General features: G+C 63.6%; 14 protein-coding genes. 10 read left to right on the top strand and 4 right to left on the bottom strand.

What is annotated here, in order from left to right; translation table 11 throughout:
- The first annotated feature begins 148 nt into the window (after nt 1-148).
- The 9 genes from HU766_RS15890 (at nt 149) to HU766_RS15850 (ending at nt 10,128) form a co-directional block, all read left to right on the top strand.
- Nucleotides 149-1,831, top strand: coding sequence for an NAD(P)/FAD-dependent oxidoreductase (locus HU766_RS15890; protein WP_047583699.1), 1,683 nt, complete (start codon nt 149-151; stop codon nt 1,829-1,831).
- Nucleotides 1,832-1,845: 14 nt separating this feature from the next.
- Nucleotides 1,846-2,640: a carbon-nitrogen hydrolase family protein gene (locus HU766_RS15885; protein ID WP_186658681.1), complete on the top strand. Its 795-nt coding sequence runs from the start codon at nt 1,846-1,848 to the stop codon at nt 2,638-2,640.
- Nucleotides 2,641-2,652: 12 nt separating this feature from the next.
- Nucleotides 2,653-4,929, top strand: a complete 2,277-nt coding sequence (gene pqqF, locus HU766_RS15880; RefSeq protein WP_186658680.1) for a pyrroloquinoline quinone biosynthesis protein PqqF — start codon at nt 2,653-2,655, stop codon at nt 4,927-4,929.
- Between the two features lie 170 nt (nt 4,930-5,099).
- Nucleotides 5,100-5,171, top strand: a complete 72-nt coding sequence (gene pqqA, locus HU766_RS15875) for a pyrroloquinoline quinone precursor peptide PqqA (protein WP_003243383.1) — start codon at nt 5,100-5,102, stop codon at nt 5,169-5,171.
- 78 nt (nt 5,172-5,249) lie between these two features.
- On the top strand, nt 5,250-6,161 hold the full coding sequence (pqqB, locus tag HU766_RS15870) for a pyrroloquinoline quinone biosynthesis protein PqqB (RefSeq protein WP_186658671.1): 912 nt from the start codon (nt 5,250-5,252) through the stop codon (nt 6,159-6,161).
- Between the two features lie 9 nt (nt 6,162-6,170).
- Nucleotides 6,171-6,926, top strand: a complete 756-nt coding sequence (pqqC, locus tag HU766_RS15865; protein WP_186658666.1) for a pyrroloquinoline-quinone synthase PqqC — start codon at nt 6,171-6,173, stop codon at nt 6,924-6,926.
- Nucleotides 6,923-7,198 carry a pyrroloquinoline quinone biosynthesis peptide chaperone PqqD gene (pqqD, locus tag HU766_RS15860; RefSeq protein ID WP_033703078.1) on the top strand — a complete coding sequence of 92 codons (276 nt, stop codon included), beginning with the start codon at nt 6,923-6,925 and terminating at the stop codon, nt 7,196-7,198. Before pqqC ends, pqqD begins: the two co-directional genes overlap by 4 nt.
- A gap of 1 nt (nt 7,199) precedes the next feature.
- Nucleotides 7,200-8,330 (top strand): pyrroloquinoline quinone biosynthesis protein PqqE, encoded by a 1,131-nt coding sequence (gene pqqE, locus HU766_RS15855; RefSeq protein ID WP_189673245.1) that lies wholly within the window; start codon nt 7,200-7,202, stop codon nt 8,328-8,330.
- Nucleotides 8,296-10,128, top strand: coding sequence for a S9 family peptidase (locus HU766_RS15850; RefSeq protein WP_186658642.1), 1,833 nt, complete (start codon nt 8,296-8,298; stop codon nt 10,126-10,128). The genes pqqE and HU766_RS15850 overlap by 35 nt, the downstream gene beginning before the upstream one ends.
- Before the next feature lie 47 nt (nt 10,129-10,175).
- On the opposite strand, the gene HU766_RS15845 is transcribed toward HU766_RS15850, so the two are convergent.
- Entirely contained in the window at nt 10,176-10,334 is a 159-nt protein-coding gene (locus tag HU766_RS15845) for a YqaE/Pmp3 family membrane protein (RefSeq protein ID WP_003177654.1), read from the bottom strand.
- A gap of 151 nt (nt 10,335-10,485) precedes the next feature.
- Nucleotides 10,486-11,766 carry an aminotransferase class III-fold pyridoxal phosphate-dependent enzyme gene (locus HU766_RS15840; protein ID WP_186658639.1) on the bottom strand — a complete coding sequence of 427 codons (1,281 nt, stop codon included), beginning with the start codon at nt 11,764-11,766 and terminating at the stop codon, nt 10,486-10,488.
- A 209-nt stretch (nt 11,767-11,975) separates the two neighbouring features.
- Between HU766_RS15840 and HU766_RS15835 the strand changes: the two genes are divergently transcribed.
- Nucleotides 11,976-12,899: a LysR family transcriptional regulator gene (locus tag HU766_RS15835; RefSeq protein ID WP_033703083.1), complete on the top strand. Its 924-nt coding sequence runs from the start codon at nt 11,976-11,978 to the stop codon at nt 12,897-12,899.
- Nucleotides 12,900-13,199: 300 nt separating this feature from the next.
- On the opposite strand, the gene HU766_RS15830 is transcribed toward HU766_RS15835, so the two are convergent.
- On the bottom strand, nt 13,200-14,978 hold the full coding sequence (locus tag HU766_RS15830; RefSeq protein ID WP_033703084.1) for an acyl-CoA dehydrogenase C-terminal domain-containing protein: 1,779 nt from the start codon (nt 14,976-14,978) through the stop codon (nt 13,200-13,202).
- A 123-nt stretch (nt 14,979-15,101) separates the two neighbouring features.
- Nucleotides 15,102-16,385, bottom strand: a complete 1,284-nt coding sequence (locus HU766_RS15825; protein WP_186658634.1) for a GGDEF domain-containing protein — start codon at nt 16,383-16,385, stop codon at nt 15,102-15,104.
- Nucleotides 16,386-16,393: the final 8 nt, after the last annotated feature.

The following is a 16,393-nucleotide window of genomic DNA, read 5'->3' as shown; positions in this document are numbered from 1 at the left end:
TTTAATTGGATACATTTCGACTAAAACCACTACATTCCTCCAACACTCTGCACCTTAATTACGAACACCCCGCTCCCTAAAATGACCCCCAGGCATCTCCTATACTCAGGCTCCGCCCTCCGCGCAGCCCCTCTGGCAAGGTCACTTCATGAACAACAAGAACCGCCACCCCGCCGACGGCAAAAAACCCATCACCATCTTCGGCCCGGACTTCCCCTTCGCCTTCGATGACTGGCTGGAACACCCGGCTGGCCTGGGCAGCATCCCTGCCCAGCGGCATGGCGAAGAAGTGGCGATCGTGGGTGCCGGTATCGCCGGCCTGGTGGCGGCCTACGAGCTGATGAAGCTGGGCCTCAAACCGGTGGTCTATGAGGCCTCGAAGCTCGGTGGCCGGTTGCGCTCGCAAGCCTTCAACGGCACCGACGGAATCATCGCCGAGCTCGGCGGCATGCGCTTTCCGGTTTCTTCAACGGCCTTCTACCACTATGTGGACAAGCTGGGCCTGGAGACCAAACCCTTCCCCAACCCGCTGACGCCGGCCTCCGGCAGCACGGTGATCGACCTGGAAGGCCAGACCTACTACGCCGAGAAAGTCGCCGACCTGCCTGAGCTGTTCCATGAAGTGGCCAACGCCTGGGCCGACGCGCTGGAGAGCGGCGCTCAATTTGCCGACATCCAGCAGGCGATCCGCGACCGTGACGTACCGCGCCTCAAAGAACTGTGGAACACGCTGGTGCCCCTGTGGGACGACCGCACCTTCTACGACTTTGTCGCCACTTCGCGCTCATTCGCCAAGCTGAGCTTCCAGCACCGGGAGGTGTTCGGCCAGGTGGGCTTCGGCACCGGTGGCTGGGACTCGGACTTCCCCAATTCGATGCTGGAAATCTTCCGCGTGGTGATGACCAACTGCGACGATCACCAGCACCTGGTGGTGGGCGGCGTGGAGCAGGTGCCGCAAGGTATCTGGCGGCATGCGCCAGAGCGCTGCGCCCACTGGCCTGAAGGCACCAGCCTCAGCTCGTTACACGGGGGTGCGCCACGCACCGGGGTCAAACGCATCGCCCGTGCCGCCGATGGCCGGCTTGCGGTCACCGACAACTGGGGTGATACCCGCCATTACGCCGCCGTGCTCGCCACCTGCCAGACCTGGCTGCTGACCACCCAGATCGACTGCGAAGAATCGCTGTTCTCGCAGAAGATGTGGATGGCCCTGGACCGCACCCGCTACATGCAATCGTCGAAAACCTTCGTCATGGTCGACCGCCCGTTCTGGAAGGACAAAGACCCGCAAACCGGCCGCGACCTGATGAGCATGACCCTCACCGACCGCCTCACCCGGGGGACCTATCTGTTCGATAACGGCGACGACAAACCCGGGGTGATCTGCCTGTCCTACGCGTGGATGAGCGATGCGCTGAAAATGCTCCCGCACCCGGTCGAAAAGCGCGTGCAACTGGCCCTCGACGCCTTGAAGAAAATCTACCCGAAGACCGATATCGCCGGGCACATCATCGGCGACCCGATCACCATTTCCTGGGAGGCCGACCCGCACTTCCTCGGCGCCTTCAAGGGCGCGCTGCCGGGCCATTACCGCTACAACCAGCGCATGTACGCGCACTTCATGCAGCAGGACATGCCCGCCGAACAACGCGGCATGTTCATCGCCGGTGACGACGTGTCGTGGACGCCGGCCTGGGTAGAAGGCGCGGTGCAGACTTCGCTCAATGCCGTGTGGGGTATCATGAACCACTTCGGTGGCCAGACCCACCCGGACAACCCAGGCCCAGGCGATGTGTTCGATGAAATCGGCCCTATCGCGCTGGCCGACTGAAACAAGGAGGCGCCATGCGCATCGCTCTGTTCCAAGGCGCACCCAACCCACTGGACGTGCCCGGCAACCTGCAACGGCTGCAGCACCAGGCCCAACTGGCGGCTGAGCGCGGCGCTCAACTGCTGGTGTGCCCGGAGATGTTCCTGACCGGCTACAACATCGGCCTGGCCCAGGTCGAACGCCTGGCCGAGGCCAGTGATGGCCTAGCGGCCATGGATGTGGTGGAAATCGCCCAGGCCCATCGCATCGCGATCGTCTACGGCTACCCGGAGCGGGGCGATGACGGCGCGATCTATAACAGCGTGCAACTGATCGATGCCCAGGGTCGCAGCCTGTGCAACTACCGCAAGACGCATCTGTTCGGGGAGCTTGACCGGTCGATGTTCAGCGCAGGCCCCGATCACTTCCCGGTTGTGGAACTGGATGGCTGGAAAGTCGGCATGCTGATCTGCTATGACATCGAGTTCCCGGAGAACGCCCGGCGCCTGGCGCTGGCGGGCGCGGAACTGATCCTGGTGCCGACGGCGAACATGACGCCCTACGATTTCATCTGCCAGGTGACGGTACGGGCACGCGCACAGGAGAACCAGTGCTACCTGGTGTATGCGAACTACTGCGGGGCCGAGGATGAAATCCAGTATTGCGGGCAGAGCAGCATCATCGGCCCGGATGGCAGCCTGCTGGCCATGGCCGGGCGGGATGAATGCCAGTTGCTGGCGGAGCTTGCGCATGAGCGCGTGATAGAGGGGCGCAAGGCATTTCCCTACCTGACCGATTTGCGTCAGGAGCTGCATCTGAGTAAAGGCTGACCGGACCCCCTCATGCCTGACGCTACGCGCCACCTCACCCTCGCCAACGGCCTGCAGCTGACCCTGCGCCATGCCCCGCGCCTCAAGCGCGCGGCGGCCGCGTTGCGGGTGCACGCGGGTAGCCACGATGCCCCGGCGCAATGGCCTGGGCTGGCCCACTTCCTTGAACACCTGTTCTTTCTCGGCACCCGTACATTCGCGCAGCAGCATGGGCTGATGCGCTACGTCCAGTCCCTCGGCGGCCAGGTCAACGCCAGCACCCGTGAGCGCACCACCGACTTCTTCTTCGAAGTCCCACCGGCGGCGCTGGCCGGAGGGCTGGAGCGCCTGTGCCAGATGCTGGTCGAGCCCGACCTTGGCATCAAGCGCCAGCGCCAAGAGCGTGAGGTGATTCACGCCGAGTTCATCGCCTGGTCACGTAACCCGCAGGCACAACAGCAGTTCGCCTTGCTGCAGTCGGTTTCGCCGCAGCATCCATTAAGCGGCTTTCATGCCGGCAACCGGTTTACCCTTGCCCTGCAGGACCCCGCATTCCAACGGGCTCTCGGGGTGTTTCACCAACGCTTCTACCAGGGCGGGCAGGTCACCCTGAGCCTGTGCGGCCCACAACCCTTGGATGCACTGGAGCGCCTGGGCCGGCAATTTGGCAGCCTGTTCCCGGCCGGTGGGCGTGTCGAGCAAGCAATGCCGCCGCCGCTGCTGGCGGCCGATCAGCCGTTCATCTTCGCCCATGAAGGCCTGCCCGAAGGTGGCGAACGCGCGCTTGGCTTACTGATCGACCTGCTAGGCGACAGCCGCCCGGGCGGATGGCTGAACGCGCTTCGCCAGCGCGGCTGGCTGCGGGGAGTCAAAGCCGAACCGCTGTATGCTTTCGCCGGGCAGATGCTCTGGCACATCGACTTGCAGCTCGGTACCGACGCCTCTGTCGACGAAGCTATCGCATTGCTGCACGGCTGGTTCGGCTTTATTCGCCAGAGCGACCTGCAGCACCTCAATGCCCAGTTCGGCCAACTGCAACGCAGCCGCGAGCGGGCCGCCAGCCCGCTTGAACTGGCACGACGGGACAGCGCAGACCAGCCTTTCTCAGCACTCGACAAGCAAGCTTTACGCGCACTGGAGGCGCTGCTTGCCAGCCTCCCTTACGCCAGCCTTGGTCAATGGCAGATACCCGCCGCCGACCCTCTGCTGACGGCCGAGCCGCTCGCCGCAAAGGCACCGTTACCCGTGGCATTGGCCATCAGCGACGCGCAGCCACCGACACGCGAGTACGCGGCGCTGTACCTGCGCTGGCACCTGCCTTCACCTCTTCGACGTGCGCTGTTTCCCATCCTGGGCCAGGCCTTGCGTCCCTTGCAGGAACGCGCCGAACAGGCGGCGTTGCAACTGCAGTTCAGCGAAGCTGGCGAGTATTGGCAGCTACGTTGCGCCGGCCAACCCTCAGCGGTGCTCCGCGCCGTCGATGAAGCCCTCGCCTTGCTGAACGCGCCCTCACACGATAGCTGGCAAGGGCAGCCGAACCCAGAACCCGCGCAGATCCCGATCAGAGCCCTGCTCAAGCAACTGCCTGACGCCATTCTTGGCAGCAATGCCGAGCCGTTGCCGCCTTGCACACTCGACCAGCCACTGCTTGACCAGGTATGGGCAACTGCCCGCTGGCACGGCCTGGCGCTGGGCGTTGATGAATTGGCCGCCCTTGGCGCCGTGCTGGGCGCCTGCCCAGGCCAGGGCGCCACAGCGACGCCACTGCCCATTTGGCAGGGCCGTCGCTGGGTTGACACTGCGCTCGCCGGCAGCGAAAACGCCCTGCTGCTGTTCTGCCCGGTGGCGGCCAACCAGCAAGCCAGCGGCCGCCTGCTCGCCCAGTTGTTGCAAGGGCCGGTGTACCAACGCCTACGGGTGGAGCTGCAATTGGGCTACGCCGTTTTCAGCGCCTTCCGTCAGATAGAAGGCTGCAATGGCCTGCTGTTCGGCGTGCAGTCGCCCCATGCCAGCCATGCCGAAATACTCGCCCACCTGCATGCGTTGCTAAGCCAGGGCGTGACACTGGACTGCACCGCCCGGCAAGCCTTGGCCGAGCAGTTCGTCGAGTCGGCCATGGCCAATGCCGAGGTGGCCGAATGGGCATGGCAGGCACACATGGCGATACAATCCGACAGGCTGAATGACCTGCACCGGTCTATCCTGATGACGCAACAGGCCGATCTGGACGTGCTGCTAGGCAGCCTTCTTGCCCACCGCGCCCCTTGGCTCTGCCTGGCCAATGCGGCCGCACCAGGCCCGGCTTGGTGAAGAGCAAAGGCGTATTGTTACGTGAACTGCAAGGGCGCTTTTCCAATAATTAACCTTTCAGTACAAATTTTTCTTGTAAGATAGCGCAATCTCAGTCAAGGGAACCTCCGGCGCCCGGCGGTACCCAACAAGTAGCTGACCAACCCAACCCGTTCGGAAGGAGTCATCCCATGTGGACCAAACCTGCATACACTGATCTGCGTATCGGCTTCGAAGTCACCATGTACTTCGCCAACCGCTAAGCTCTGCTTACGGTTCGACGCCTCGGCCCGCCGGGGCGTTTGTGTTTTTCGGATACGGTTTTCCGGTAGAGAGTGGCCATGTACATCCAGATTCTCGGTTCCGCCGCCGGCGGCGGCTTCCCCCAGTGGAACTGCAACTGCGTCAACTGCAAGGGCTATCGCGACGGCAGCCTGCGTGCCACGGCGCGCACCCAGTCGTCCATCGCACTGTCCGACGACGGCGAGCACTGGGTCCTGTGCAACGCCTCGCCCGATATCCGCGCCCAGCTTCAGGCCTTTGCGCCGATGCAACCGGCCCGCGCCCTGCGCGATACCGGCATCAATGCCATCGTCTTGCTCGACAGCCAGATCGACCACACCACCGGCCTGCTCAGCCTGCGCGAAGGCTGCCCGCATCAGGTCTGGTGCACCGACATGGTCCACCAGGACCTGACCACCGGCTTCCCACTGTTCAACATGCTCAGCCACTGGAACGGCGGCCTGCAGTGGAACCGCATCGAGCTGGAAGGCAGCTTCGTCATCGACGCCTGCCCCAACCTCCGGTTCACCCCCTTCCCCCTGCGCAGCGCCGCGCCGCCCTATTCACCGCACCGCTTCGACCCTCACCCGGGCGACAACCTGGGCCTGCTGGTCGAAGACACCCGCACCGGCGGCAAGCTGTTCTACGCCCCAGGCCTTGGCCAGGTCGACGACAAGCTGCTGGCGATGATGCACGGTGCCGACTGCCTGCTGGTCGACGGCACCTTGTGGGAAGACGATGAAATGCAGCGCCGTGGCGTCGGCACCCGCACCGGCCGCGAGATGGGCCACCTGGCGCAGAACGGGCCAGGCGGCATGCTCGAAGTGCTCGATGGCTTCCCGCGCCAGCGCAAGGTACTTATCCACATCAACAACACCAACCCGATTCTCGATGAAGACTCGCCTGAACGGGCCGAGGTCCAGCGTCGGGGCGTAGAAGTCGCCTTCGATGGCATGAGCATCACGTTGTAAGGAGGCCTGATGAGCGACCCATTGCCGATGTCCCCTGCCGAGTTCGAGCAGGCCCTGCGCGCCAAAGGCGCCTACTACCACATTCATCACCCCTATCACGTGGCGATGTACCAGGGCCGCGCCACCCGTGAGCAAATACAGGGCTGGGTAGCCAACCGCTTCTACTACCAGGTCAACATCCCGATGAAGGATGCCGCGATCCTGGCCAACTGCCCGGACCGCGAAGTGCGCCGCGAGTGGATCCAGCGCCTGCTCGACCACGATGGCGCCCCTGGCGAAGACGGGGGTATCGAAGCCTGGCTGCGCCTTGGCCAGGCCGTTGGCCTGGACCCTGAGCAACTGCGCTCCCAGGAGCTTGTGCTGCCCGGCGTGCGCTTTGCCGTAGACGCCTACGTCAACTTTGCCCGCCGCGCCAGCTGGCAAGAGGCGGCCAGCAGCTCGCTGACCGAGCTGTTCGCCCCGCAGATCCACCAGTCGCGCCTGGACAGCTGGCCACAGCACTACCCCTGGATCGACCCGGCCGGCTACGAATACTTCCGCACCCGCCTGGGCCAGGCCCGGCGTGATGTCGAGCACGGGCTGGCGATTACCTTGCAGCACTACACCACCCGCGCGGGCCAGGAGCGTATGCTGGAGATCCTGCAGTTCAAGCTGGATATCCTCTGGAGCATGCTCGATGCCATGAGCATGGCCTACGAGCTGAACCGCCCGCCTTATCATTCGGTCACCCAGGAACGGGTCTGGCACAAGGGGGTCGCCCTATGAGTTTCGATCGCAAGCAGGTGCCGAACTGGCGCCCCGGCTACCGCTTCCAGTACGAGCCGGCCCAGAAAGGCCATGTGCTGCTGTACCCCGAGGGCATGATCAAGCTCAACGACAGCGCCGCGCTGATCGGCGGCCTGATCGACGGCCAACGCGACGTCGCGGCGATCATTGCCGTACTGGCCCAGCAGTTCCCGGATGTCCCGGAAGTGGCCGACGACATCGAGCAGTTCATGGAGGTGGCCCGTGGCGAACACTGGATCGTCCTCGCCTGACCTGCCGGCCACGCCCGAGGTCGGCCTGCCGCTGTGGTTGCTGGCCGAGCTGACCTACCGCTGCCCGCTGCAATGCCCGTACTGCTCCAACCCGCTGGACTTCGCAGCCCAGGGCCAGGAGCTGAGCACCGCGCAGTGGTTCAAGGTGATGGCCGAGGCGCGCGAAATGGGCGCCGCGCAGATCGGTTTTTCCGGTGGCGAACCGCTGGTGCGCCAGGACCTCGCCGCGCTGATCGGCGAGGCGCGCCGGCTGGGCTACTACACCAACCTGATCACCTCGGGCATTGGCCTCACCGAAGCGCGCATCGCCGCGTTCAAGACCGCCGGCCTGGACCACATCCAGATCAGCTTCCAGGCCAGCGACGAGCAGGTCAACAACCTGCTGGCCGGCTCGAAGAAGGCCTTCGCGCAGAAGCTGGAGATGGCCCGTGCCGTAAAAGCCCACGGCTACCCGATGGTGCTCAACTTCGTTACCCATCGGCACAACATCGACAAGATCGACCGCATCATCGAGCTGTGCATCGCGCTCGAGGCCGACTTCGTCGAGCTTGCCACTTGCCAGTTCTATGGCTGGGCGCACCTCAACCGCCTGGGCCTGCTGCCGACTCGCGCACAGCTGCAGCGGGCCGAACGCATCACCAATGAATACCGTGACAAGCTCAAGGCCGAAGGCAACCCGTGCAAGCTGATCTTCGTCACCCCTGACTACTACGAAGAACGCCCCAAGGCCTGCATGAATGGCTGGGGCAACCTGTTCCTCACCATCACCCCGGACGGCACCGCCCTGCCCTGCCACGGCGCCCGCCAACTGCCGGTGCAGTTCCCCAACGTGCGTGACCACGACCTGCACCACATCTGGTACGACTCGTTCGGTTTCAACCGCTTTCGCGGTTACCAATGGATGCCTGAGCCCTGCCGCTCCTGCGACGAGAAGGAAAAGGACTTCGGCGGCTGCCGTTGCCAGGCCTTCATGCTCACCGGCGATGCCAGCAACGCCGACCCGGTGTGCGCAAAATCGGCGGATCACGGCATCATCCTCAAGGCCCGCGAGGAGGCAGAAACCGCCCAACTCGCCATTGAAGAGATGACCTTCCGCAATGATCGAAACTCCCGTGTCATCGCCCGCGGCTGAATTCAGCGCAGCCCAGGCCGTCGCCGCTGGTACCGACTTCGCCGAGCTCAAGGTCGGCCCCACCGGGTTGTTCTGGAACGAGTTTCGCCCGGCCGACGGTGCCTGCCGAATCTGGCACTGGCATCAACACCAGGCCCAGTGCCTGACGCCGGATGGTTTCAGCGTGCGCAGCCGGGTTTACGAATATGGCGGGGGCAGCTTTTGCCTCGGCGGTGAAGGGCTGGTCTTCGTCAACGAGAACGATCAGCAGCTCTATACCCAGACGCTGGACGGCGCCGTACCCAAGCGGCTTACCGACGACCAGCAGTGCCGCTACGGCGATGTGCACTGGCACGACGGCCAAGTGCTGGCGGTCGAAGAGCGCCATGGGCAAACCGTGGAGCATCGCCTGGTTGCCCTGCGCGAAGGCTCGCGCGAGGTGCTGGCTGAAGGCGCCGACTTCTACGCATCACCCACCGTGAGCAGTGATGGGCAGCGCCTGGCCTGGGTCGAATGGGACCGCCCGGCACAACCCTGGACACACACGCGCCTGCTACTTCGCCAACGCGACAGCAGCGGCGCATGGGGGCCTGCGTGTTGCGTGGCAGGCCAGGACGAGTCTCTGCAACAACCGCGTTTCGACGCGCAGGGCCGCTTGTATTGCCTGTCTGATCACGACGGTTTCTGGCAGCCCTGGGGGGAAGTCAACGGGCACTGGCAGGCCCTGCCCGCCGAACCCGCCGACCATGCCTCGGCGCCCTGGCAACTTGGCGCCAGCAGTTGGCTGGCCCTGGGGCCGCAAAGCTATGTGGCCAGTTGGTTCGAGGGCGGTTTTGGGCAGTTGGGGCTGCGCACCACCGAGCAACCGGTAGAACGTTTCGCCAGTGCCTACACGCGCTTTCGCAGCCTGGCCATGGATGACGGGCACCTCTATGCCATCGCCGCATCCCCCGTCAGCCCGGCGGCAGTCATTGCCATCGACCGCAGCAATCACGAGGTACGCGTGCTGGCAGGGGGGGCCGAGGTACTGCCCGCCGAAGCCATCAGCATGCCGCAGTCCATTCGCTACACCAGTGGCAACGGCCTCGCCCATGGCTTCTTCTACCCGGCCATGCACGCCAAGGCGCCCGCGCCCCTGGTGGTGTTTATCCATGGCGGGCCGACGTCGGCCTGCTACCCGGCGCTCGACCCCCGCATCCAGTACTGGACCCAGCGCGGCTTCGCCGTCGCCGACCTGAATTACCGGGGCAGTACCGGCTATGGCCGGGACTATCGCCAGGCCCTGCACCTGCACTGGGGCGAGCGGGATGTCGAGGATGCTTGCGCAGCGGTCACGCACCTGGCCGGGCTGGGGCTGATCGACCCGCACAAGGCCTTCATCCGCGGTGGCAGCGCGGGCGGTTACACCACGCTGTGCGCCCTGGCGTTCCACGACGTGTTCCGAGCGGGGGCCAGCCTCTACGGGGTCAGTGACCCTATTGCCCTGAGCCGCGCCACGCACAAGTTCGAAGGGGATTACCTGGACTGGTTGATCGGCGACCCACTGCAAGATGCCGAGCGCTATCACGCACGCACGCCACTGCTGCATGCCGCGCAGATCAAGGTGCCGGTGATTTTCTTCCAGGGTGAACTGGATGCTGTGGTGGTGCCGGAGCAGACGCGCCTGATGCTCGATGCACTGAAGGCAAATGGCATAGAAGCCGAAGGGCACTTTTATGCGGGGGAGCGACACGGGTTCCGCCAGGCAGAGAACCTGGCGCATGCGCTGGAAGAGGAGTGGAAGTTCTATTGCCGGGTGTTAGGCCAGGTCCCTCACTGAATCTGGCCTTTCGTCGCGAAAAGGGCCGCAACGCGGCCCCAATGCGCTCATCGCTTGGCGATGATATACACCGCATGCACGATCCCCGGAATGTACCCCAGCAGGGTCAGCAGAATATTCAGCCAGAATGCCCCGCCGAAGCCCACCTGCAGAAACACCCCAAGTGGCGGCAGCAGGATGGCGATGATGATACGAATGAAGTCCATGCGAGTCTCTCCTGAAGGGTCTCAACAAAGACTAGCCGCGCTTCGCAGAGGTTCCACACCCCTGCAATACCGGGCAAAAAAAAACGCCCCTGGCCAAATGAAACAGGCCAAGGGCGATGCGCAGAAACGCCAGACGGTTCGTTGAATTCGGTTATGCCGGCATTTCCCGGCGGGCCTGCTGCTGTGCATGCAGACGAGCAAAGGCGCGGGCCAGGCGCAGGAGCATTTCGTCGATGTTGCCCTTGCTCACGGTCAGCGCGGGCGAGAAGCGCACCACATCGGCCTGCGGGGCATTGAGCAGCAGGCCTTCATGCAGAGCAGCCTTGACCAAGTCCTGAGCGACGCGCTCCTGCAGTTGCAAGGCCCACAGCAGGCCTTGGCCGCGCGCCTCGCCCTGGCCATATCGCCCCGCCAAGCGGCAAAGGCCATCGCGCAGGTGGCGACCGCTGTCCTGTACATGCTCGAAAAAGCCAGGCTCCAGCACGGTATCGAGCACTGCCAGGCCCGCAGCGCTCATCAGCGCGTTGCCATGGTGGCTGCCTTCCAGCTCACCCGGCTCGGCGCAGCAAGCGCTACCGCGCGCCAGCAAGGCCGCCAGCGGCACACCACCACCCAGGCCCTTGCCCAGGGTGATGATGTCGGCCCGCACGCCGTAGCTCTGCTCGGCGAGCAGGGCGCCACAACGGCCGATGCCGGTCTGCACCTCATCGAGGATCAACAGGATGCCCAGCTCGCGGCACAGTGTTTCGACGCCCTTCAGGTACGCCTGCGTGGCCGGAATAACACCTGCCTCGCCCTGGATCGGTTCGAGCATGATCGCGACGGTGCGCGAATCCACTGCTGCATGCAGCGCCGCCAGGTCATTGAACGGCACCTTGCTGAAACCCGGCAGGCCCGGTTCGCAACGATTGCACGGCAGTGGGTCGGAGGCCGACAACGCGCCCAGGCTGCGGCCATGGCAAGCCTGGCTGGCAGTGATGATGTGATAGGCGCCGTTACGGTGTAGCTGGCCCCATTTGCGCGCCAGCTTGATCGCCCCTTCGCAGGCTTCGGCGCCGCTGTTGAGCAGGTAGGCCTGGTCGCTGCCGGTGCTCTGGCACAGGCGTTCGACCAGTGCCAGCAGCGCGCGGCTGTGATAACCGGAACCTGGGTTGATCAGTGCCTGGGCCTGGTTACCCAGTGCCTTGACCAGCACGCTGGGGCTGTGGCCAAGGCTGTTTACCGCACCACCCTGGGTGAAATCCAGGTAGGCATGCCCTTCGCTGTCCCACAACCACGAACCCTGACCACGCACGAACATCTGCGGCGCGCGTTCGGTGCTCGGCATCAGGCGCTCGCGGGACAACTGCGGCGCATCCGCCACGGTCACCGGCGCACGCTTGGGCTCGGCGACAGCGGCGGCTGCCGACCGGCGCAGGTTGAACAGGTTCATCAGGGCTCCAACCAATCACGGTAAAGGGCGGCTATGTGCGGTCTGAATGCCGGCACTTGATATTTAGCCTTGCCTATCAAAAGTGTTTTTCATCTGGGGTAACAATCAGCTCAATGACCGCTGTAACCCTCTGGAATACGGCGATAGACTAGGCTTCGCAACGGTTTTCGACCATTTCGTTTTTCCAGCATTTTCGATAAGTGTTACTTATGGATTTCCGCCAACTGCGTTATTTCGTCGCGGTGTACGAAGAAGGCCACGTAGGCCGCGCCGCCGAGCGTCTGTCACTGTCCCAGCCAGCGCTTTCCCAACAGATACGCCAACTGGAACACAGCCTCGACCTGAACCTGTTCGAGCGCAGCAACAAGCGCCTGCTGCCGACCTTGGCCGCACACACGCTGTACAACCATGCCCTGCCGTTGCTCGATGGCTTGCAACGGGCCCATGAGGCCATGCGCAACTTCAAGGGCCAGTCCCTGCGCACCTTGGCCATCGGCGTGCTGCAGACCGTGCGGCCAAGCCTGGTGCCGCAGCTGCTCGAACGCTTGCGCAAGGCACAGCCGCACCTTGTGGTGCAGATCTACGAGCTGTCGGGGCTGGAAATCGAACGGCGTTTGCTCAATGGCAGCCTGGACATCGGCATCAGCTACCTGCCGCCGCGCCAACCTGGGCTGCATGGCCTGCTGCTGTACGAAGATGAACTGCAACTTGTCATCCCCGATACCCACCCATTGAAGGATTTCAAGAAGGTGTCGATCCGTCAGGCAGCCGAGCTACCCATGCTGATGCTGGGCGAGGAGTTTCAGATTCGCCAGATCTGGCAGGCGCAGTTGGCCAGCCAGGGGCGTCGGCCGCAGGTGCAGGCAGAAATGAACAACATGGCCGGGATTCTCGACAGCCTGGCGCACACGGCGCTGGCCACCATCCTGCCTGGCCGGGCCAAGGACGCGGCCGAGGATGACCAGGGCCTGCTGTGGAAGCCATTGAGCGAGCCGCGGGTGCCGCTCAAGGTTGGGCTGGTGTTCCGCGATGCACAGCGCCAGCAGGCGTCGGTCGAGCTGCTGCGTACATTGCTGGAAGAAGAGACAGACGCGCGCCACCTGGGAGGCTCGCCACTGGATGTGCTCGGCTGAAAGGATGTGCTCGGCTGCAAAACACGCGCACAAAGAAAACCCCGCCGAAGCGGGGTTTCCCAGACTGTTTCCCTGTGACATCCGTATCGCCCCGCCATCCTGGCAGGAAGTCCTTCGTCGTCTTCCTTGATCTGTCCTTTGCGCTTCCTGCGCAACGTCCATGTGGTAAAGATTACCTGTGGATCCAATCTGAGAACAGTGGTGAAAAGTCACCACGTTGTGTAGGAAAAAGCTTACAAAGAGGATTCATTGCTAGTCATACCGGAGATTGGGGGCGCTTCGCCCCCCAGCATCAACCGATCAGAACTGCTCAGCCTCCAGCAGATACAGCGCCTCGCTCCCCGCCTTGACCGAGGCCACCAATGACTGCACCCGCGGCAACAGACGCGCAAAGTAGAACCGCGCCGTCCCCAGTTTGCCGGAGTAGAAGGCTTCATCCCCCTCGCCAGCCTTGGCCGCCCGCGCCATCAACGCCCACATGTAGCCATAGGCGACGTAACCAAACGCCTGCAGGTACTCGACCGAAGCGGCGCCAATTTCATTGGGGTTACCCTTGGCCTGCTCCAGTACCCACTCGGTCAGCCCGTCCAGCTGGTCAAGGTAAGCACCCAAGGGTTTGGCAAACTCATCCAGTTCACTGTCGGCACCGGCGACAAACCGGCGTATCTCGTCGGAGAACAGCTTGTAGTACGCACCCCCACTGGCCACCACCTTGCGCCCCATCAGGTCGAGGGCCTGGATGCCGTTGGTGCCTTCGTAGATCTGCGTAATCCGCACATCACGTACCAATTGCTCCTGCCCCCACTCCCTGATGTAGCCATGCCCGCCGAACACCTGCTGGCCATGCACGGTGCACTCAAGGCCAAGGTCGGTGAGGAAGGCCTTGGCAACCGGGGTCAACAGCGCCACCAGTTCTTCACTGCGCTTGCGGGTGGTCGGGTCTTCGCTGTACTTGGCACTGTCGAGCTGCATCGCCACGTAGCTGGAGAAGGCGCGTCCGCCTTCGATCAAGGCCTTCATGGTCAACAGCATGCGCCGTACGTCCGGGTGGACGATGATCGGGTCTGCGGCCTTGTCCTTGGCTTGCGGGCCGGTCGGGGCGCGGCTCTGCAGGCGGTCACGGGCATACTCCACGGCGTTCTGGTAGGAACGTTCGGCCGATGCCAGGCCTTGGATGCCTACGCCCAGGCGCTCATAGTTCATCATGGTGAACATGGCCGCCAAACCCTTGTTCGGCTCACCGACAATGTAACCGACCGCTTCGTCGAAGTTCATCACGCAGGTGGCTGATGCCTGGATACCCATCTTGTGTTCGATCGAGCCACAGGTGGCGGGGTTGCGTGCGCCCAGGCTGCCGTCCGGGTTGACCAGGAACTTGGGCACCAGGAACAACGAAATACCTTTGGGCCCGGCCGGGGCATCCGGCAACTTGGCCAGCACCAGGTGGATGATGTTCTCGGTCAGGTCATGCTCGCCACCGGTGATGAAGATCTTGGTGCCACTGACCTTGTAGCTGCCATCGGCCTGGGGCTCCGCCTTGGTGCGGATGATGCCGAGGTCGGTACCGGCATGGGGCTCGGTCAGGCACATGGAGCCCGCCCAGACGCCAGCGTACATGTTGGGCAGGTAGGCTGCCTTGAGTGCTTCACTGGCGTGGGCATTGATCGACAGGCAGGCGCCGGCAGTCAGCATCGGGTACAGGCCGAAGGCCAGGCTCGACGCGTTGACCATTTCCTCGACCTGGGCCGAGATGACCTTGGGCATACCCATGCCGCCGAACAGCGGGTCACCGCCCACACCCACCCAGCCGCCTTCGGCATAAGTGTTGTAAGCGTCGATGAAGCCAGCGGGCGTGCTCACCGCACCGTTGTCCCAGCGGCAGCCCTCTTCATCGGCGGCGCGGCTGAGCGGGGCGATGGTCCGCGCGGTGACCTTGCCGGCCTCCTCCAGCACAGCCAGGGCGGTTTCGGCATCGACCACGTCGGCCAGCGCGGGCAACTGTGCCCATTGCTCGGCCACGTTGAAGACTTCATTCAGAACGAAGCGCATGTCGCGCAGGGGCGCTTTATAGTCGGCCATGACAACCTCTCGCTAGTAGGGTCGGGGCGGTCTCGGAGAACCGCGACACTGGGTTGCTGGCAGTGTAACCGAACAACTTTTACGAGACATAGGGTCATCAGTTGACCGTATGGTCTAATCTGGTCATGCCATTCGCACCGCTCCACGTTGCGATTGTTGCCCATGCACCATGACACAATTGCGCCCCGCCTCTTTGGCGCTATACAGCGCCTGATCGGCAGACTTGAGCACGGCCTCCGGGTTGCGGTGATCGGCCTGGCGCTCGGCAACGCCGATGCTGATGGTTACCGAAACCGTACCGGCGCCGCTGCCACCGCGGCGCTGTCGCCCTGCCGAATCGTCCTGCGGGCGGCTGTTCGGGTCACGCAGTTGCATGGCGTAGTTGGCAATCATCTCGCGCACGGCTTGCACGTGCGGCACACATTCTTCTGCCGTCTTGCCCGCGAAGACCAGTGCAAATTCCTCGCCGCCATAGCGATAGGCCCGACCGCCGCCGGTGATCTTGGACAACCGGCTGGCCACCAGCCGTAGCACCTGGTCGCCGACATCGTGGCCGTGGGTATCGTTGAATCTCTTGAAGTGGTCGACGTCGGTCATGGCGATCACATAGTTGCGCCCCAGCCGTTGCATGCGCTCGTTCAAGGCGCGGCGCCCCGGCAGGCCGGTAAGCTCATCGCGAAAAGCCATCTGATAAGCCTCGTGCGCGACGGCAGCGGCGATCATCAACATCACCTGGCTGCACATGATGTTCAGGGTGAAGGGCAGGATGAACGTTTGCGGCAGCATCCAGAAGACGCCGATCAGGCCAATCACCTGCGCCGCGTGCAAGGGCCTGGGCTCGCGCAGGTACTGCACCACCAGCAGGATGAACACCGCGAGGAACAACGGGTAGGCCATCTGGATCAGGCTCATCCACTGGCCATGCAAGGACGGCCAGCGGATCTCCGCCAGCCACGTCAGCAGCGTATCGGGGTAGCTTTGCTCGAGGGCCACAGCAACGCTGGCAACGGCAAACAGCACCGCAAAGCGCGCGACCAGGTCCTGCAGCAGGTGGGTGCGCTCCTGCCAGGCGCCATACAGCGCGAACAGGGCTGGTAGCAGCAGGCACACCAGATGGAAGATCACCGCGGCATCCGCGCGCACGTGGCCGTTGTCGCGGTAGAAGTCGGTCTGGGTGTCGAGCAGATAGTAGGCGATGTACACCGTGACCATCAGAAACAGCTCGCGCTGGCGGCGATAAACGGCGCAGTAGGCACCGCCCAATAGCAGGACCAAGGTGGGCAGCACATTGAACAGCGACGTGAAAAAGACACTGAGGTCTCTTACGTAAGCCGCCGCAAGGCCTGCCAGCAACAGAAACAGCGAAGGCAGGAAGTGGCTTACGCGTACAGCATCAAGACGAAACAAGGGTAATC

Source organism: Pseudomonas sp. SWRI77 (genome assembly GCF_014269105.1).
GTDB lineage: Bacteria > Pseudomonadota > Gammaproteobacteria > Pseudomonadales > Pseudomonadaceae > Aquipseudomonas > Aquipseudomonas capeferrum.
Note: the sequence above shows the minus strand (reverse complement) of the source record. Positions and strands in the feature narration are given on the sequence as shown.

What these genes read in the sequence shown, in the direction of transcription:
- HU766_RS15830 (WP_033703084.1), bottom strand. Translation starts at nt 14,978, where the DNA reads ATGGCCGACTATAAAGCGCCCCTGCGCGACATGCGCTTCGTTCTGAAT.
- pqqB (WP_186658671.1), top strand. Translation starts at nt 5,250, where the DNA reads ATGTACATCCAGATTCTCGGTTCCGCCGCCGGCGGCGGCTTCCCCCAG.
- pqqC (WP_186658666.1), top strand. Translation starts at nt 6,171, where the DNA reads ATGAGCGACCCATTGCCGATGTCCCCTGCCGAGTTCGAGCAGGCCCTG.
- pqqD (WP_033703078.1), top strand. Translation starts at nt 6,923, where the DNA reads ATGAGTTTCGATCGCAAGCAGGTGCCGAACTGGCGCCCCGGCTACCGC.
- HU766_RS15890 (WP_047583699.1), top strand. Translation starts at nt 149, where the DNA reads ATGAACAACAAGAACCGCCACCCCGCCGACGGCAAAAAACCCATCACC.
- pqqF (WP_186658680.1), top strand. Translation starts at nt 2,653, where the DNA reads ATGCCTGACGCTACGCGCCACCTCACCCTCGCCAACGGCCTGCAGCTG.
- HU766_RS15850 (WP_186658642.1), top strand. Translation starts at nt 8,296, where the DNA reads ATGATCGAAACTCCCGTGTCATCGCCCGCGGCTGAATTCAGCGCAGCC.
- HU766_RS15885 (WP_186658681.1), top strand. Translation starts at nt 1,846, where the DNA reads ATGCGCATCGCTCTGTTCCAAGGCGCACCCAACCCACTGGACGTGCCC.
- HU766_RS15845 (WP_003177654.1), bottom strand. Translation starts at nt 10,334, where the DNA reads ATGGACTTCATTCGTATCATCATCGCCATCCTGCTGCCGCCACTTGGG.
- HU766_RS15840 (WP_186658639.1), bottom strand. Translation starts at nt 11,766, where the DNA reads ATGAACCTGTTCAACCTGCGCCGGTCGGCAGCCGCCGCTGTCGCCGAG.
- HU766_RS15835 (WP_033703083.1), top strand. Translation starts at nt 11,976, where the DNA reads ATGGATTTCCGCCAACTGCGTTATTTCGTCGCGGTGTACGAAGAAGGC.